This is a genomic window from uncultured Psychroserpens sp. (assembly GCF_947492715.1).
In the GTDB taxonomy this organism is placed as follows: domain Bacteria; phylum Bacteroidota; class Bacteroidia; order Flavobacteriales; family Flavobacteriaceae; genus Psychroserpens.
Genome location: NZ_CANLNS010000003.1, coordinates 339,692 through 356,973 on the forward strand (window position 1 = coordinate 339,692; position 17,282 = coordinate 356,973).

General features: G+C 32.2%; 19 protein-coding genes. 10 read left to right on the forward strand and 9 right to left on the reverse strand.

Translation table 11 applies throughout. The features are described from left to right. Positions 1–23: 23 nt before the first annotated feature. Genes Q0787_RS10880 through Q0787_RS10895 form a run of 4 tightly spaced genes read right to left on the reverse strand, consistent with a single transcriptional unit; the run spans position 24 to position 2,838 of the window. Positions 24–788, reverse strand: coding sequence for an oxygenase MpaB family protein (locus tag Q0787_RS10880; RefSeq protein ID WP_298902653.1), 765 nt, complete (start codon positions 786–788; stop codon positions 24–26). Between the two features lie 50 nt (positions 789–838). Beyond that, positions 839–1,132, reverse strand: coding sequence for a transcriptional regulator (locus tag Q0787_RS10885; protein ID WP_298902655.1), 294 nt, complete (start codon positions 1,130–1,132; stop codon positions 839–841). 45 nt (positions 1,133–1,177) lie between these two features. Beyond that, entirely contained in the window at positions 1,178–1,807 is a 630-nt protein-coding gene (locus Q0787_RS10890) for a hypothetical protein (protein WP_298902657.1), read from the reverse strand. A 50-nt stretch (positions 1,808–1,857) separates the two neighbouring features. Further along, entirely contained in the window at positions 1,858–2,838 is a 981-nt protein-coding gene (locus tag Q0787_RS10895; protein ID WP_298902658.1) for a transglutaminase domain-containing protein, read from the reverse strand. Positions 2,839–2,887: 49 nt separating this feature from the next. Here Q0787_RS10895 and Q0787_RS10900 point away from each other — a divergent pair, with 49 nt between their 5' ends. After that, positions 2,888–3,244: a hypothetical protein gene (locus Q0787_RS10900; RefSeq protein WP_298902659.1), complete on the forward strand. Its 357-nt coding sequence runs from the start codon at positions 2,888–2,890 to the stop codon at positions 3,242–3,244. A gap of 6 nt (positions 3,245–3,250) precedes the next feature. Further along, on the forward strand, positions 3,251–3,610 hold the full coding sequence (locus Q0787_RS10905) for a DUF1801 domain-containing protein (RefSeq protein WP_298902660.1): 360 nt from the start codon (positions 3,251–3,253) through the stop codon (positions 3,608–3,610). Between the two features lie 49 nt (positions 3,611–3,659). Here the strand turns inward: Q0787_RS10905 and Q0787_RS10910 are convergent, their stop codons facing one another. Genes Q0787_RS10910 through Q0787_RS10920 form a run of 3 tightly spaced genes read right to left on the reverse strand, consistent with a single transcriptional unit; the run spans position 3,660 to position 5,363 of the window. Continuing rightward, positions 3,660–4,133, reverse strand: a complete 474-nt coding sequence (locus Q0787_RS10910; protein WP_298902661.1) for a GNAT family N-acetyltransferase — start codon at positions 4,131–4,133, stop codon at positions 3,660–3,662. Positions 4,134–4,136: 3 nt separating this feature from the next. Further along, positions 4,137–4,955, reverse strand: a complete 819-nt coding sequence (gene kdsA / locus Q0787_RS10915) for a 3-deoxy-8-phosphooctulonate synthase (RefSeq protein WP_298902662.1) — start codon at positions 4,953–4,955, stop codon at positions 4,137–4,139. 48 nt (positions 4,956–5,003) lie between these two features. Further along, the gene (locus Q0787_RS10920; RefSeq protein WP_298902663.1) at positions 5,004–5,363 is read right to left on the reverse strand and encodes a hypothetical protein; all 360 of its coding nucleotides are present in this window, start codon (positions 5,361–5,363) and stop codon (positions 5,004–5,006) included. A 324-nt stretch (positions 5,364–5,687) separates the two neighbouring features. On the opposite strand from Q0787_RS10920, the gene typA reads away from it, so the two are divergent. The 5 genes from typA (at position 5,688) to Q0787_RS10945 (ending at position 11,255) form a co-directional block, all read left to right on the forward strand. Continuing rightward, complete coding sequence (gene typA / locus Q0787_RS10925; protein WP_298902664.1) at positions 5,688–7,487, forward strand: translational GTPase TypA; 1,800 nt, start codon at positions 5,688–5,690, stop codon at positions 7,485–7,487. Between the two features lie 79 nt (positions 7,488–7,566). Next, positions 7,567–7,782: a hypothetical protein gene (locus Q0787_RS10930; RefSeq protein WP_298902666.1), complete on the forward strand. Its 216-nt coding sequence runs from the start codon at positions 7,567–7,569 to the stop codon at positions 7,780–7,782. After that, positions 7,766–9,160: a class I SAM-dependent methyltransferase gene (locus Q0787_RS10935; RefSeq protein ID WP_298902667.1), complete on the forward strand. Its 1,395-nt coding sequence runs from the start codon at positions 7,766–7,768 to the stop codon at positions 9,158–9,160. The genes Q0787_RS10930 and Q0787_RS10935 overlap by 17 nt, the downstream gene beginning before the upstream one ends. Then, complete coding sequence (locus Q0787_RS10940) at positions 9,147–10,634, forward strand: hypothetical protein (RefSeq protein ID WP_298902668.1); 1,488 nt, start codon at positions 9,147–9,149, stop codon at positions 10,632–10,634. The genes Q0787_RS10935 and Q0787_RS10940 overlap by 14 nt, the downstream gene beginning before the upstream one ends. A gap of 66 nt (positions 10,635–10,700) precedes the next feature. Beyond that, positions 10,701–11,255, forward strand: coding sequence for a methyltransferase domain-containing protein (locus tag Q0787_RS10945; RefSeq protein ID WP_298902670.1), 555 nt, complete (start codon positions 10,701–10,703; stop codon positions 11,253–11,255). Between the two features lie 15 nt (positions 11,256–11,270). Here the strand turns inward: Q0787_RS10945 and Q0787_RS10950 are convergent, their stop codons facing one another. Together Q0787_RS10950 and Q0787_RS10955 are read right to left on the reverse strand one after the other, a co-directional pair. Continuing rightward, positions 11,271–12,431, reverse strand: coding sequence for a glycosyltransferase family 2 protein (locus Q0787_RS10950; protein WP_298902671.1), 1,161 nt, complete (start codon positions 12,429–12,431; stop codon positions 11,271–11,273). Further along, complete coding sequence (locus tag Q0787_RS10955) at positions 12,415–13,728, reverse strand: hypothetical protein (protein ID WP_298902673.1); 1,314 nt, start codon at positions 13,726–13,728, stop codon at positions 12,415–12,417. The genes Q0787_RS10950 and Q0787_RS10955 overlap by 17 nt, the downstream gene beginning before the upstream one ends. 172 nt (positions 13,729–13,900) lie before the next feature. Here Q0787_RS10955 and Q0787_RS10960 point away from each other — a divergent pair, with 172 nt between their 5' ends. Genes Q0787_RS10960 through Q0787_RS10970 form a run of 3 tightly spaced genes read left to right on the forward strand, consistent with a single transcriptional unit; the run spans position 13,901 to position 17,271 of the window. Beyond that, positions 13,901–14,854 carry a GNAT family N-acetyltransferase gene (locus Q0787_RS10960; protein ID WP_298902674.1) on the forward strand — a complete coding sequence of 318 codons (954 nt, stop codon included), beginning with the start codon at positions 13,901–13,903 and terminating at the stop codon, positions 14,852–14,854. Further along, positions 14,847–15,950, forward strand: a complete 1,104-nt coding sequence (locus Q0787_RS10965; protein WP_298902677.1) for a DegT/DnrJ/EryC1/StrS aminotransferase family protein — start codon at positions 14,847–14,849, stop codon at positions 15,948–15,950. The genes Q0787_RS10960 and Q0787_RS10965 overlap by 8 nt, the downstream gene beginning before the upstream one ends. 19 nt (positions 15,951–15,969) lie before the next feature. Continuing rightward, positions 15,970–17,271: an O-antigen translocase gene (locus Q0787_RS10970; protein WP_298902678.1), complete on the forward strand. Its 1,302-nt coding sequence runs from the start codon at positions 15,970–15,972 to the stop codon at positions 17,269–17,271. The last annotated feature ends 11 nt before the right edge of the window (positions 17,272–17,282 follow it).

Here is a 17,282-nt window from a genome sequence, read left to right on the forward strand (position 1 = left end):
AAGATTAAAAAAAATGACGTTATCTAGGCGTTTATATGGTTTAATGATTTGATTTCTTTTTTATAATTTGATGGCAATAGCATGTTTTTAAGTAGGGCGTCTAGCCTTATGGATCTACATAATTTATATAGATAAATAAGAGGTCTTAATAGTGATGCTTTTCTCTTATTTAAATAAGCATTAACCATTTTTGGGCAAATGAGTCGCTGAGACTCTAGTAACAGTTTATATCTCATAAACCCCAAATGTTTCCTATACTGTTTATAGAGATCTTTCGTATAGCTGCTATTATGCAAATTCTCCGTAATATGTAATGAGCGCATGTGTTTAAAATGCACATAATCTTTGGGTAATTCTTGTATGTTCATGCGCTTTCCTACCTTATAAAAGACCTTATAAACCTCTTCCTTTTCTAGAATATCAAGTGGTCGTTCTAAAATTTCGAAAGATCGAATCGAATAGTCTATGAGCATGAACAATACATCTTTATAAGCCCAATTTGGAATGGCTTGCCCGCGTTGTTGTTCTATAGCATGATGTATGCTTGTTATGGTATCAATAGCTTTGTGCGCCTTTTCTTTTTCAGAAAAAACAATTTTTCGGGCGTAAGAAACCGTAGAAAATAGACGTCCTAAGGGATCCTTGGGAAGTTGTCCGGTAAAATAGAGCCAATCTACGGCTTTATTGAGGGCAAACTCGGCAGAAGCACCTGCAAAAACCAAGAGTATGGTGTCGCTTTTGCCCCAAATTTCTCTAACTATTGAGTTTTTATCTACAAAGTATGCCATTTTGTTTGTGTTTTTTTACTTTGAAATTCAAAGTAGATTTATAAATTTTTTTATTGTTTATTAATTAATTTTTCGAGCGCTTCTATGTGTTTTTTAAATTCGGCTTTACCTAATTTAGTGGCAGAGTAGCGCGTATTTGGTTTTCTACCAATAAATTGTTTTTCCACTTTTATATAATCTGCTTTTTCTAAAGCTTTTGTATGACTTGCAAGGTTTCCATCTGTTGCGCCTAGTAGGTTTTTTAGCATATTGAAATCTGCATATTCATTAACCATTAAAATAGACATAATGCCTAATCTAATGCGATGGTCAAATGCTTTGTTTATGTTGTTAATTATACTCACGCTTCTGGTTTCAGATTCATAATTCAAAGTTATGCAAAGCAAAACTTATTTCATTCTATCGTACTTAAAATGCATAATAGTTCCATAGAAAATATGACAAACTCCAAATCCTAAGGCCCAAAAAAACAAGCCATAGCCTAAAAAGTAAGTAGAGATTAATCCAATAATAATCATTGTGATTCCTAAATATCTAATATATCCTAAAGTATACTTGCTGGCATTAACGCAAGCTAAGCCGTAAAAAATCATCGTTAGAGGAGCAACAAGGGCGTATACATTTTTTTCTAATAGCAACATGATAAAGATGCCTCCAGTAATCAACGGGATTAAAAAATTAATAATCAGCCGTTTTGATGTTGAATCCCACATACTTTCGTTTTGCTTCTTGGCTTTTGCATAGCTTAGAACAATACCTGTAAGTATAGACATGACAACCACAGTGATAGCGACCAGAAAAATGTACATCGTGCTTTCCTCAGTTATGAGTAAGGTTCTGTATCCGTCAACAGTTACCATGTTGTCTGCGTAAATGATGCCATAGCCTATGTAAGCCCCTATCAATGCATAGATACCTGCGAGTATTCCAGAGAGACCACTAATGGATAAAAAACGAGATGATTTGCTCATCATAGTTTTAATATCACTTATATCTTTAAGATAATCTTTTGATTCCATAATAAAGTACTTTGAAATACAAAGTAAAAAAAATAAAGCGAAATACGCAACTATTTTTCTATTTTAAAATCTAGAATCTTCTCGTTTTCAAAATAAAGACTCAGCACATCTGAAGAGGAGGTGTTTGATTTGTAATTTAGCGAAGCCACATAAAGATTGTGTTTGTTTTTTTTGAAGTGCAGCTCTTTAGAGTGTTTTTTGTTTTCAAATTTGTAATAAATTTTTGAAGCCTTGGCTTTTTCTTTAAACACAATTGTAATGGTATTGTTTTTCTCTTTCAATTCGATAAGGCCTTTTTGATTATTAGCGATTCTAACGCCACTTTCAAAATATTTAGAGTAAAATACTGGTGTTTCAAAGAATGACTTTATACTTATGGGATGCGATACAAATTGTAAATGTTGATATTGGGGAAGGTGAGAACTTAAAAATTCATAAGGATCTGTGAAAAAGTAAAAATCATTAAAGCGCTGAATCCAAGATTTTGTTTTCATATTTTCATAACCTGTAGACCATGTGACGTCTATAAGTTGCCATTTATTGTTGATTTTTACAGCATTCCAAGCATGATTCTTTATGTTTCGAGTTGTGTTAATTTCGTTCGTAGACAATTTAGTAATGCCTTTTATAATTTGGGATTGAATTCCAGAGCGTAAACAGAGTTCGTTAAACAACGTACTAAATTCTATACACATTGCTTTTTTATACGTTAATATTCTTTTTACCAATTTCGCGTTGCGCTGCTTTTGAATACTTCTATTGAGCCGCTCAGAGTCAAAAGTGATTCGCATTTCAGGTGGATTAAAACTATAGTATCGATTAAGATCATAAGTAATATTATGTGCTATCCAAGTATAATAGGCTCTTACCTTTTCTTCTTCAGTATTGAAGTCTTTGGAAACCCTGTCAACCAATACTTCAAGAGTACCATAATTAGGGTATTGTTTTACTTTGTTATCTATCCATTCATAGTTTTGCGAATAGACAAAAGTGGTCATCAACAACGATAATGTTAAAAAAATGTATCTCATTAACTAAAGATAATAATTATATTTATGGGATAACAATTAATATTTTTAAATGATGACTGGATTTTTATTGACTATTGCCTTTATTTCTGGAGGACTATTATTAGGGCTTGCAACTTTAGATAAATGGGATGGAGAGAGTAACTTCTTTAACAAAATTGCTGGTGTTTTAGCACCTTTTCAAACGGTTATTGGAGGTGGATTAATAGTATTGGCTATTTTAAAGTTTTGGAGTGCTCCTATCTATAATACTGTTGGCATCGTTGGTGGGTTTTTACTCTTAACACATGTTATTGGTAAGGCACCAGCCTTTGGTGATAGTTTGAAGAAATTGTCTGATAAATTAATGCCATTTAAAGCCATTATTGGTATTGGACTTTTAGTGGTTGGAATTCTTCGAATTTTTTAAATTGATGTGAATCCTGCCGAAGCGTATATCCTTAAACAACCCGAGCCATACAAATCGATTCTTTTGCATGTGCAGATACTCATTGAGCATACGTTTCCAAATGCTGAAATGAAATATAAATGGCGTATTCCGTGTTATTACCTTGGAACACGTCCTATTTGCTATCTCAATCAAAGTAAAGACTATGTGGATGTTGGGTTTTGGCATTCGGCGCACTTAACCAAATACACCGAATATATGGTGTCTGAAAATCGTAAAGTTGTAAAATCTATGCGTTATAAAACTTTAGATGACATTGACGATATAATTTTTATTGGAATTTTAAAAGAGGTTGAGACCCATAAAAACAAGTCGTTTTTGAAGTGATTTTATAGGGTTTTATTTAAACAATCTTAAATTAGTAACTGGAATTGTCCTATAGGTCTTTGTAGATGATATAATTTTCAAATACTTGCCCTTTATGAGATTTCTTTTGCTTTTTTTCAACTTCATAAAAGTGAGAGTCAAAAAACTCAAGAGCCGTTATACTGACATCAGATTTGATGGTATCGTAACCATTTAACGACACACGAGATTCCATTATGCGCAGTAGTTTTGATGCAATGGTACGCCTTTGGAAGTCTTTATGAACAAATAGACCATCTAAATAATAGCCTTTAGTTAAATATGAGAAACCAACAATGGTTGTTCCAACTTCGGCAACGAGAAAGTAGAATTTTTTAATACGCTCTTCCCATTTTTCAATATCATCTGCGCCAGACGACCAAACTTCAATTTGTTTCTCATTGTAATCTCTACTGTTAACAGCTCTTACAGTGTCTCTGAAAATTGCAGTAATTTCTGGGATATCATCTAGAGTTGCTTCTCTAATTTCAATATCGTCTATCATGGTCTATAATTGATTAACCGTTTTTCTAATGGCAACAAGATTAGCTAATAGTTGCTCTAAATTATCCAAATGTAACATGTTAGCCCCATCACTCTTAGCGTTAGCTGGATCAAAATGGGTTTCAATAAATAAACCATCTACGCCATTTACAACACCAGCTCTGGCAATAGTTTCTATCATATCTGGACGACCTCCTGTTACACCAACACTTTGGTTAGGCTGTTGTAATGAATGTGTAACATCTAAAACAGTTGGAGCAATAGCTTTCATGGTTGGAATACCTCTAAAATCTACAATCATATCCTGGTAGCCAAACATGGTTCCGCGATCTGTTATCCATGCTTTGTTGCTCCCTGAATCTTTTACTTTTTGAACGGCATGTTTCATAGCTTCAGGACTCATAAACTGTCCTTTTTTAAGATTTACTACTTTGCCCGTTTTAGCGGCTGCAACTACTAAATCTGTTTGACGTACTAAAAACGCAGGAATTTGAAGCACATCAACAAATTCTGCTGCTTTAGCTGCATCTGAAGCTTCATGAATATCGGTTACAGTTGGAATGTCAAATGTTTGAGAAACTTTTTGAAGAATTTTAAGTGCTTTGTCGTCTCCAATACCTGTAAAACTATCTATCCTACTTCTATTAGCCTTTTTGAAACTTCCTTTAAACACATAAGGAATTTCTAATTTATCGGTTATTGTAACCACTTTTTCGGCAATGCGTAAGGCCATGTCTTCACCTTCAATGGCACAAGGACCACAAAGTAAAAAAAAGTTGTTAGAATTAGTGTGTTTCAGTTTTGGAACGTCTGATAATTGCATCTGCTTAAAATTTCAAATTTCAGCGCAAAGATACAAATCACGAATGGTTTAAAAGCTTCTATTAAGACTATTTCTTATCATCCATAAGGCCATAATGAAGTTAGCAATCACAAATATTCCACCATATACCATAAATTGTTTAGCAAGATTCGACACATTTACAATATTGAACATATCAGATAAGTAAGCCAAAATTAAATACGATGATAAGCACACAAATGTAATTCCTAGGGTGAAATTTAATCTTTTGTTAGGTTTAATTAACTGCCAAAGAAATGGAATTCCAAATAAAAGAATAGGATACGCTGTAAGACCTTCGCTTTTGTTAACGTTGGTGAACCAATAGGCAATTACCGCTAAAAAATAGAGGTAAGGCACAAATTTTGAATATTTGCTAATCGTTTGCATCTGTTAGAGTTTTTCAGATGTAAATCGCCCAATATTTTGGTTGGTTTGGGAGGCTATTTACTATTAATCAATTTGATAACGTAAGATACGTACTGAAATTATATTCTTTTATCAGAATAACATTTAATTAACTAAAGTTTCGAAAATTTTAACAACGCAAACGCCTAAATTCAATAGTATTAATTATCAGTGTTTTAGCTAAATTTAAGGTGCTTCTATCGACTTCTGTCAATAATAAAAATAGTGGATTTCGAATTATTCCTTAAGATTGAGTATTTAAGCGGAATTTAACGTACCTTTGCACGCTTAAAATAAGGCATCATTATGGCTACAATTAAAAATATTGCAATTATTGCACACGTCGATCACGGAAAAACAACATTGGTTGATAAAATCATGTATCATTGCCAGTTATTTCGTGAGAACGAAAATACTGGAGATTTAATTTTAGATAATAACGATTTAGAGCGAGAGCGAGGGATTACTATTACATCTAAAAATGTATCTGTAATATATAAGGACACAAAAATCAATATTATTGATACGCCTGGTCACGCCGATTTTGGAGGAGAGGTAGAGCGTGTATTAAATATGGCTGATGGTGTTTTGTTATTGGTTGATGCTTTTGAAGGTCCAATGCCACAAACACGTTTTGTATTGCAAAAAGCTATCGATTTAGGATTAAAACCATGCGTGGTTATTAATAAGGTTGATAAAGAAAATTGTACGCCAGACGAAGTTCATGAAAAGGTATTTGATTTAATGTTTGAATTAGGTGCAGAAGAATGGCAGTTAGATTTTCCAACGGTATATGGTTCTGCAAAGAACAACTGGATGAGTGATGACTGGCAAAATGAAACTGAAAATATCGAGCCACTTTTGGATATGGTTATTGAACACATTCCAGAACCTAAAATTGAAGAAGGAACAACACAAATGTTAATTACATCTTTAGATTTCTCTTCATTTACTGGTCGTATTGCGATTGGGAGATTAACTCGTGGTGAACTTAAGGTTGGTCAAAATATTTCGTTGGTAAAACGCGACGGAAGCATTGTGAAATCTAGAATAAAAGAGTTACATACTTTTGAAGGTTTAGGACGTAAAAAAGTAGATCAAGTTCAGGCAGGTGATATTTGTGCGATTGTAGGCTTGGAAGGTTTTGAAATTGGTGATACTGTTGCTGATTGGGAAACGCCAGAAGGTCTAAAAACGATCGCAATTGATGAGCCTACCATGAGTATGTTATTTACAATCAATGATTCGCCTTTCTTTGGTAAAGATGGTAAATATGTAACCTCAAGACACATTAAAGAGCGTTTAACCAAAGAGCTTGAAAAGAATTTAGCATTGCGCGTTGAAGATACAGATAGTGCAGATAAATTTATGGTGTTTGGTCGTGGTGTTTTACACTTATCAGTTTTAATAGAAACAATGCGTCGTGAAGGTTATGAATTACAAATTGGACAGCCACAAGTGATTATTAAAGAGGTTGATGGTGTTAAATGTGAGCCTGTGGAAGAAATGACCATTGATTTGCCAGAAACAGTTTCTGGTAAAGCTATTGAAATGGTTACGATGAGAAAAGGTGAAATGCTAAGCATGGAAGCTAAAGGAGAACGTATGATTTGCGAATTTATAGTGCCTTCTCGTGGGATTATTGGTTTACGTAATCAGTTATTAACGGCAACAGCAGGTGAGGCGATTATGGCACACCGTTTTAAAGAATATCAACCCTTAAAAGGCGGGATTCCAGAACGTCAAAATGGAAGTTTAGTCTCAATGGAAAATGGACAAGCGATTCCTTATTCAATTGATAAGTTACAAGATAGAGGGAAGTTTTTTATCGATCCAGGTGAAGATATCTATGAAGGTCAGGTTATTGGAGAAAATTCTCGAGGTGATGATATGACTGTTAATGTTACAAAAACTAAAAAATTAAGTAACGTACGTAGTGCAGGTGCAGATGATAAAGCGAAGATTGTTCCGGCAATTAAATTCTCTTTAGAAGAAGCCTTAGAATATATTCAAAAAGATGAGTATGTTGAGGTAACACCAAATCACATAAGACTGCGTAAAATATTCTTAAAAGAAGTTGAGCGTAAGCGTAATAAAAGCATTTAATAATTATGACTATAAAAAAGGAATCTAAGATTGGATTCCTTTTTTATTTTGAGTTTTCTATATTTACAACATGTTAGAAATGATACATATGTTATATTTTGATCCAGGGTTGGGAGCGATGATTATTCAGGCCATTGTTGCCGCAATAGCTGGAGTTGTGTTGTTTTCTAAAAATTTAATGTTTAAAATAAAATCATTTCTGGGAATTGCTAAGCCAGAAAATGACGTATTTGACGACATTGATATTAAAGATTCTGATATAGAAAGCAAACCTCATAGTGACAATAAACAATAGACATTCATCATCATTTAGAGATCCTTCTGGTTTTATTTTTGATGACCATGGCGTAATAAAACGCTCTATTTCACCGCTCTATTTTGATCAGTATAGATCACTTAAAGATTCTCATTTTTTAAAAAAATTACAAGATGCAGGTTTATTAATTAATCACAAGGAACTGTCTAGCTCCAATACTGAAATAATTATTGAACCAGAGCAAATACCATTTTTTACATATCCGTTTGAATGGAGTTTCGATATGTACAAAGAAGCGGCATTACTCACTTTGAAAATTCAAAAGTTCGCTTTAGAACATGGGTTTTCTTTAAAAGATGCCTCGTCTTTTAATGTGACATTTCACCAAGGACGGATGGTTTTTATAGATACGTTGTCATTCGATTTTTATCAAGAAAATACGCCTTGGAGGGCATATAAACAGTTTGTGTCTCACTTTTTTGGGCCATTGGTATTGGCTAAATATTGTGGTGCCGAATCATTAAAATTCATGAATACCTTTATGGAAGGTATACCTGTGAAAATGCTATCTTCAATGTTACCATATAAAACAAAATTGAACCCTTTTTTATATACTAATATTCACTTATTAGCAAAATATGAGGATAAGCATAATGAAGACTATAAAGGTAAGCATAAGGTTGGGCAGCTGTCAAAAAAAGCACAATTAAATATTATTAGAAGTCTATATGACCACATTAAAAAACTATCCCTAAATGAATCTAGTGAATGGGGAGATTATTACGATAAAACCAATTATGCTCCTAAGGCATTTGATCAAAAATCTGAGATTATAGATAACTGGGTACAACAACTTAACGCCAAGACTTTGATTGATATTGGAGGCAATGACGGGACATTTGTTAGAAAGATAAATCAAAATCTAGAACTCACTTTGGTTTGTGACGTCGATAATAATGCTGTTGATGCCAATTTTCGATATACGAAAAAGAACAATGACGCCTCAATGTTGCCATTTATGTTTGATGTTTTGAATCCTTCTGCGAATATTGGTTTTAATAATAAAGAAAGAGATTCGTTTTTAAAACGTATTATAAGCCTATCTCCAGATGTGACCATGGCTTTGGCTGTGATTCATCATATGAGTTTAAGCGGTAATATCCCTTTTAAGATGTCGGCAGAGTTTTTCGCTAACTTTTCTAAACATCTTATTATAGAATTTCCGAAGCGTAAAGATTCTTGGGTGCAGCGCTTGTTAGCTACGAAAGGAGCATTTAAAGGTCATTTTGATTTTTATACTATTGAGCATTTTGAAGATTGTTATCTTAAATACTTCACTTTAATAGAAAAAAAGATTATTAAGGATTCACAAAGAGTTATGTATTTTTTTAAAGCGAACACTATTGAAAAATCCTAGAAAATATATTTTAGAGTTTATAGATAATAAAAAGGAATACCCTATTCTAACTTTTATTGCAGCATGTTTGTTTCCCTTATTGCATTATTTCAATACTCATTTTTATATAGTTAGTTCTTTTAAACACTTGCTTTTTTTTACTGGAATATTTTTAATTCTTCCTACAATGGTTTTTTATGCCATTAATCAAATCATAAGAAAAACATCTGTATTTAGTGCTTACCATAAATTTGTATTGCCTTTAATTAGTTTTGGTTTATTCGCAATTCTTATTGTACTAATTACTGTTGGGATTAAAAAAAAATTACTCTTATTAGTTTTTGTTATTGCAGCGTTACTTGCAATTCTCATGTATAAGAGTTTAAAAAAAGTTGTTGTTATTCAATATATATTGGCTATCATTTCTTTTTCTATTTTAGTGTCAAAGTGTATTGAAAGGAATACTTCCTCTTATAAATGGGTCGAACAGCCTGATAAAATAGAGTCTGTAATATTTAAGAAAACCCCAAATATTTACGTAATTCAGGCCGATGGTTATCCAAGTTTTAATGAGATTAATAAAGGTTATTATAATTTCGATAATAGTACGTTTAATTCTTTTTTGAGAAGCCAGGAATTTAAGTTGTATGGAGATTATAGGAGTAATTACGAATCAACGCTATATTCGAATAGTTCTTTATTAGCCATGAAACACCATTATTATAAGGTTAGTTCTAATGCAGAAAACGAAACTTACGATTTCGGGAAAGTAATTATAGAAAGTAACCCTGTATTAACTATTTTAAAGAATAATAATTACAAAACTCATTTACTTATTCAAGAACCTTACTTTGTTTTAGGTAAGTCAAATTTAGGCTTTGATTACAGTAATATTATGAATGAAGACGTATCATATTTTTCTAATGGATTTGATATGAATAAGGATATTAAATCTGACCTAATGACACTTATTAACGCAAATGGCGCAAGTAATAATTTCTATTTTATTGAGAAAATTAAGCCTTGGCATGTAGCGAGTAGTAAATCATACTCAAAAGGAAAAAAGGAAGAACGATATTTGTATTTAGAACGTTTAAAGGAAGTCAATACATGGTTAACAGATGTTGTATCTTCAATTCATGAAGGTGATGCTAATAGTTTGGTTATTATAGTTGCAGATCATGGCGGTTATGTAGGCTTTGATTATCAAACGCAATCTAGGGCAAAGACTCTGGACCGAGATTTATTATATTCTGTTTTTGGTTCTGCCTTAGCCGTGAAATGGCCAAATGGAGACATCCCGAAATATGATAATAAGATAAAGACTTCAGTAAATTTATTTAGAGTATTATTTTCGTATTTAAGTGATAATGAAGCCTATTTAGATCATTTGCAGGATGATAAAAGTTATTTGATCATAGAAGAGAAAACACCTTTTGGTGTTTATGAAGTGATTGATAATGAAGGTAATATTTCGTTTGAAAAACATAAATAATGAGCTCTTATAATTGTATTATTTTAACCTAAGAGATCTTAGCAAAAGCAAACATCAAAATCAGTAATGAAATACGTCGATAGAGTTTTACGAAATTGGAGAATAAAAGTTGCAAGTCAGTTTGTTAGAACTAATGATAGAATACTTGATATTGGGTGTTTTGATGGTTATTTATTCAGTGCTTTAAAAGACAAGAAAATCCAGCCAAGTATTGGCGTAGATCCTTTATTACAAGAGACTACAAAGAAAGATGAACACCTTTTGTTTTCTGGTTTTTTTCCAAATGACATTCCAAAGAATGAAACTTTTGATTGTATAATTATGCTAGCCGTATTAGAGCATATTCCAAGAGAGCAACAGCAATTGTTTAATGCTGAGTTTTTTCGGTTTTTGAACACTTCAGGTCGTATTATTATAACAGTTCCTTCACCTTTTGTAGATCAGATTTTATGGGTTTTGAAAAAAATGAGGTTGATTGATGGCATGTCATTAGATGAACATTATGGTTTTAAGACGAGTGAAGTTTACACCATGTTAGACTCTAGACAATTTAAATTATTGACTCACAAAAAATTTCAGTTGGGTCTAAATAATTTATTTGTTTTTGAAAAGATTAACTAATGTGACGTTGTTATATTATTCAGGTTTACTTTTTAAACTAAGAATACTAAAAAATAAACTAAATAAAATAATTTGAATCCCAAATAGGATTGTAAACACGGCAGGTATAATTATTCGAAAAGTATATGAAGGGTCGAGGCTTCCAAAGTTTACAGATTCCCAAAAAAAGAGGCCTTTAATACTTAAGATAATACCAAAAAGGAATAAAAGCACGCCTGTTATAAGCCCTTTTTCTAAGTTCAAATATTTAAACAGATTATTGTATCGTTTACTCTTAGGTAAGAGACCATTTTCAACTGCAAAAATTTTGGTCAATGCATAAAAAACGAAAAATTGAAATCCTATAAGAGTCATACTCGCTGTATAGAGCAAAGTATGCACATCAAACATGATGTTTTCATAAGCGATAGGTTTTATAATAAGAGCAATAGAAGATATTAAACCAAAGGTGAATAAAATTAAACTAGGGTAAAGAAATAACCATTTAGGACTATAAAGCAATAAAAATCGCAAGTGTCTCCAGCCATCACTCCAGGTATTAAGATGTGGGGCTCTAGTTCTTCCGTCTTTATGCAGAATTGTTGGAACCTCAGTAATAGAAAGATTATTTAGTTTTGATTTAACAATCATTTCTGACGCAAACTCCATCCCTGTTGTTTTTAAGTTCATTTTCGAAAATGCTGTTTTCGAAAACCCTCTTAATCCGCAATGGAAATCACCTATTTTTATTTTAAAAAAAAGCCTACCAATGAAGGATAAAACTGGGTTTCCTAAGTATTTATGTAAAAAAGGCATTGCTCCCTTTTTTATGCCTCCTTTAAAACGATTACCCATAACCAAATCATAGCCTTCTCTTAGCTTTTCTACAAAAGGCATTAACTTTTCAAAATCATAACTGTCATCTGCATCAGCCATTATGATGTAAGCACCATCGGCGGCCTTTATCCCTCCTTTAAGAGCATTTCCATAGCCTTTTTCTTCTACGTTAATGATTCTAACATTATGACGCGTTGCAATAGCTATAGAATTGTCGGTACTGCCATTATCTGCAATTATAATTTCACCAACCACGTTATTAGTTTGCAAAAAGTTCTTGGCCTTAGAAATACAGATAGCCAATGTTTCCTCTTCATTTAAACATGGCATTACAATAGATAGTTCAATTTTTGATTCCATGCTTTAAAAGTTTAATTAAAATTATGACTGAGATAAATATTAAAACGTAATTGTAAAAGAGATACCTTATAATTGAATGACTAGCAAAAGCAATCAACATAGCGTTGGATAAAGTAAAAGCAGATAAAACAAATAACAAGAGTATGAGTTTGTTGTCTGGATGAAACAAAAATTTAATAAGACTAAAAAGAAAAACACCAAGAACTAACAAAAAAAAGACGCTAGAATAAAAACCATGTGAAATATTAGCATAATAAATACGCATCCATTTTTTAAAATTACTATTAATGAGAGTTAACGTAATATTTCTGCATGTTTTTTCAATATTATAATACGCCTTAGCATGCGCTAATTTTGTGTTGTTTTCATTTAGTATTTCCTTTTGGTAATAAAAATCTTTGCCTAAATAATGAACGGTTTGGTTACATATTTCTGGAACCTTGTTATGAAAATAATTGTAATTTAAAGCGTCAGACTGAGCATTGTCTTGCTGGGAAAGTAGCAATTTTTCTTGCGATAGTTTGGCGTAGCACAATTTGAAAACTGTTTTATCATTTACGCTTTCTATACTATCTATATCGGAACTTTCAGACACATAAAATGCTGAGCCAGATGCCGCTACAAAACCAAAGGGGGTCGTCATAAAAATACCATCTTTCAGCTTGTGGTAAGTAGAATCTATTAAGGATAGAAAAAAAGGAAGACTAATGATTAGTGCAGATTTTAAAATGATTGATCGCCTTGGACGTTTGCTTTTATTATTAAAAATATATACAAATGCAATGATGAAGGGCATTAAAATAAATTGCCCTCTAGTAAGAGTAAGTGCCAAGTATATTATGATAAAGGCAATCCATTTTTTACGGTTTTCATTAAACAATATCTCTAACCCATAAACTACGAACAACAAGTATAACCCATAACTAATACCTTCAGGACATATATTATTGGCAACCGATAAAGGTTTGAAGAATGGAAACAACAAAATAATGAGCAGGGCAATTCGTGCAATACTATTAATTTTAAGTATCTGAGATATTTTTTTTAAAAACAGATGTACAGCAGTTAAGGTAAATGCCGCTTGAAAGATAAGGACACTTAGATCAAAAAAGCCACTAAAGATAAATTTAAAAACCTTTAAAAAGATAACGTAACCTAAATGTCTATAAGGTAAAGCATTGATGTAGCTTCTTGTATCAGGAGAATAAATGGCGTCATTGGTGACAACAAATAAAAAAACAATCAAATAAATAACCCACAGATATAGGTTTTTATCAAGTACCCGCTTATAACTCAAAATTCAGTTTTACAATTGATCAAATATAAAATAATCGAACCAAAAAGTGATTTTAAGATTTAAAAATATCGTAATTTGAGCCAAAATATAGAACTTAACTTACATGTTTAACATTGAATGTGGTTTACAATTTTAAAATATATAAAGCCTGTTGCTATATTTGAAATGAGTTATGACGATAACTGATATTACCATAAAGCGCTATGATAGCACATACAAATCTGATTGGGATGAGTTCTTAAACCTGTCGGAGAACGCCACGTTTTTATTTAAAAGAAATTTCATGGATTACCATCAAGATCGCTTTGATGATTTTTCCTTGATGATATATGACACGGATGATCTCGTAGCGGTTTTTCCAGCTAATCATAAAGATCATCTGTTATATTCTCATCAAGGTTTAACCTATGGAGGGCTTGTATATTTAAGTGATTTGGATATTAATAGTGTAAAAAAAATAAATAAAGCGCTAGTCGATTATTTGTCTAAAGAAGGCATAACACTTATGACCATAAAAACAATGCTCAAAATATATCAGTCTGAGGTTCTAAATCAAGTTGAAGGTTTTGAAAATGTAGAGCTTATTGCCAGTCATATGGTTTTGGCAATAGATTATAATTCAGATTTTAAAATTCATAAAACAAAGATTAAGAGATATAAAAAGCTAAATAGTAATGGCTTGACCATAAGAGAAGGTGAAGCAGAGTTTGATGTATTTTGGAATACTATTTTGGTGCCTCGATTAAAAGAAAAGCACAACTCGAAACCTGTACATAGCTTATCTGAAATAAAATACTTGCGGGAGCAATTTAAGAAGGAAATTTTGCAATATAATGTTTATAGAGATGATGAAGTTCTTGCTGGAATAACCATTTTCAATAAAGGAAACGTTGTGAAGTCTCAATATGGCATTGCTACTGCCGAAGGAGAGCGACTCAATGCTTTGGATATGCTTTTTGTATATTTAATTTATAAATATAGAGATGAAGGGAAGCAGTACTTTTCTATGGGTACTGTTAGTAATGATTCTCAGTTAGGTTATAGCTCTGGTATGTTAAAGCAAAAACAAGAATTTGGTTGTGATACCTATTTTCAGGAGATAATGAAAGTGACGATAAATGATTAAATTTTTAGACTTAAACAAGATTAATTCGAGATATGAAGAGGCGTTTACTTCAAAGTTCAAAACGTTCTTAAATTCTGGATACTATATAAAAGGCTCTAGTGTAAAATCTTTTGAAAAGAACTTTGCCGAGTACTGTAATACCAAATATTGTATTGGTGTTGGCAATGGTTTGGATGCACTTACTTTAATATTTAAAGCCTATATAGAACTTGGTAAATTAACTCAGGGAGATCAAGTTATTGTTCCTGCTAATACGTACATCGCGTCGTTATTAGCGGTTATAAATTCTGGATTGGAGCCAGTTTTTGTTGAACCTGATGAAAAGACCTACAATATATCTCCAACAGAGATTGAAAAGCATATTTCGACTAAAACCAAAGCAATCCTTGCCGTTCATTTATATGGTCAATTGGCAGATATGACAGCTATAAATAAAATCGCTAAGGTTAATAAGTTATTAGTTATCGAAGACGCTGCCCAAGCTCATGGGGCTGTGTCTATTTCCGAAGAACAAAAAGCAGGAAATCTATCTGATGCAGCTGGGTTTAGCTTCTATCCTACAAAAAACCTTGGGGCTTTGGGTGATGCTGGGGCTGTGACAACTAATGACGAACAACTTGCCAACTGTATCTCATTATTACATAACTATGGAAGTTCTAAAAAGTATATCAATGAGATTATAGGTGTTAATAGTAGATTAGATGAGTTACAAGCTCTATTCTTAAATGTTAAACTTGATGACCTAGATGACGATAATAAAAGGCGTCAGGACATAGCGAAACGCTATTTAGAAGGAATTAATAACCCTAAAATAGAGCTGCCGTATTATGATTTATCGTCTAACCACGTGTTTCATGTGTTCGTAGTACGCGTGCAAAATAGAGAAGAATTTACTAATTATTTAGAAAAAGTTCAAATAGGTTATCTTATTCATTATCCTATTGCTCCACATAGGCAAAAAGCGCTATTGCAATATAAATCTTTATATTTGCCAATCACAGAAGCTATACATGAGACCGTTGTAAGTATTCCAATGAGCCCTGTAATGACTAATGATGAGATTGAAACAATTATTAATGCCCTAAACAATTATTAATGCCCTAAACCTTTATTAATTGAAAAACTTAATAAAATACATTAACACTAATGTATTGTTTAAAGTTGCACACCTTAATTCGGCAACGATTGTCACCAAAATCATAGCTGGTATTTTAACATCAAAGGCTATTGCTATATTTATTGGTGTTGAGGGTATGGCGCTTATTGGAAATCTGAGGAATTTTTTAAGTGCGTCACAATCGGTGTCTATTTTAGGATCCTACAATGGTGTTGTTAAAACCATCGCAAAATTTAAAGACGATAGTATAAAATTAAGCCAAACCTTATCTACGGCTTATTATCTGTGTTTTTTTTCTACTCTAATCGTATCGTTTCTATGCTATTATAACGCCCAGTTTGTAAACGATTTTTTGTTTTCTTCAAACTATAATTTTGCCTACATCATAAAAATAATGGCTTTAGCGCTACCCTTTTATGCATTGAATATGATGAGTTTTTCAATAATGAATGGGTTTTCAAATTACAAGATGCTACTCATTATTAACATCATTGGTCAAATTTTAGGCTTACTCATTACGTTACTTTTAATTTATCAAAACCATATTGATGGAGCATTAATAGCAGCTGTAATTGCACCTTCTCTTATATTTTTAATCACCTTGGTTGGTATTATTAATAGACGAAATTTAATGACTTATATTAAAACAGATCATATCAGTTTTGATATTCTGAAATCGTTTGGACCTTATGCAGCAATGGCACTGGTTACCGCAATTGCTTTGCCTGTGATTTCAATATTTATACGTAATTACATTATTGCTGAAGTAGGTATAAAGGAGGCTGGTTATTGGGAGGCCATGAATAGAATATCAAACTATTATTTGATGTTTATTACCTCTGTTATTACCTTGTATATTGTTCCAAGGTTTAGCGAAATTGATAGTAAAAAAGAATTTAGAAAAGAGGTTTTTGGCTTTTATAAATCGGTGATGCCTATTTTTGGAGCTGGTCTTATACTGCTCTACTTTTTAAAACCACTCATTGTACCGCTTATCTTTTCCGACGAATTTAAACCTGTAGAAGATTTGTTTTTATGGCAACTCCTAGGAGATTTTGTCAAAGTATTATCAATTGTTATTGCCTATCAATTTTTGGCAAAGAAAATGTTTACGCACTTTATTATAATTGAAGTGTTCTTGGTGATAATGCTATATATTTCTAGTATTTACCTCATTGATGTTTTTGGAGTTGAAGGTGCGGTCATAGCACATTTCTTAAGTTACTTAATGCACTTTGGTATTGTCTTGCTTATTTTTGGATCGTCCTTATTTGGAATTATTCCGCAAGAAGATAAATGATATACATAAAT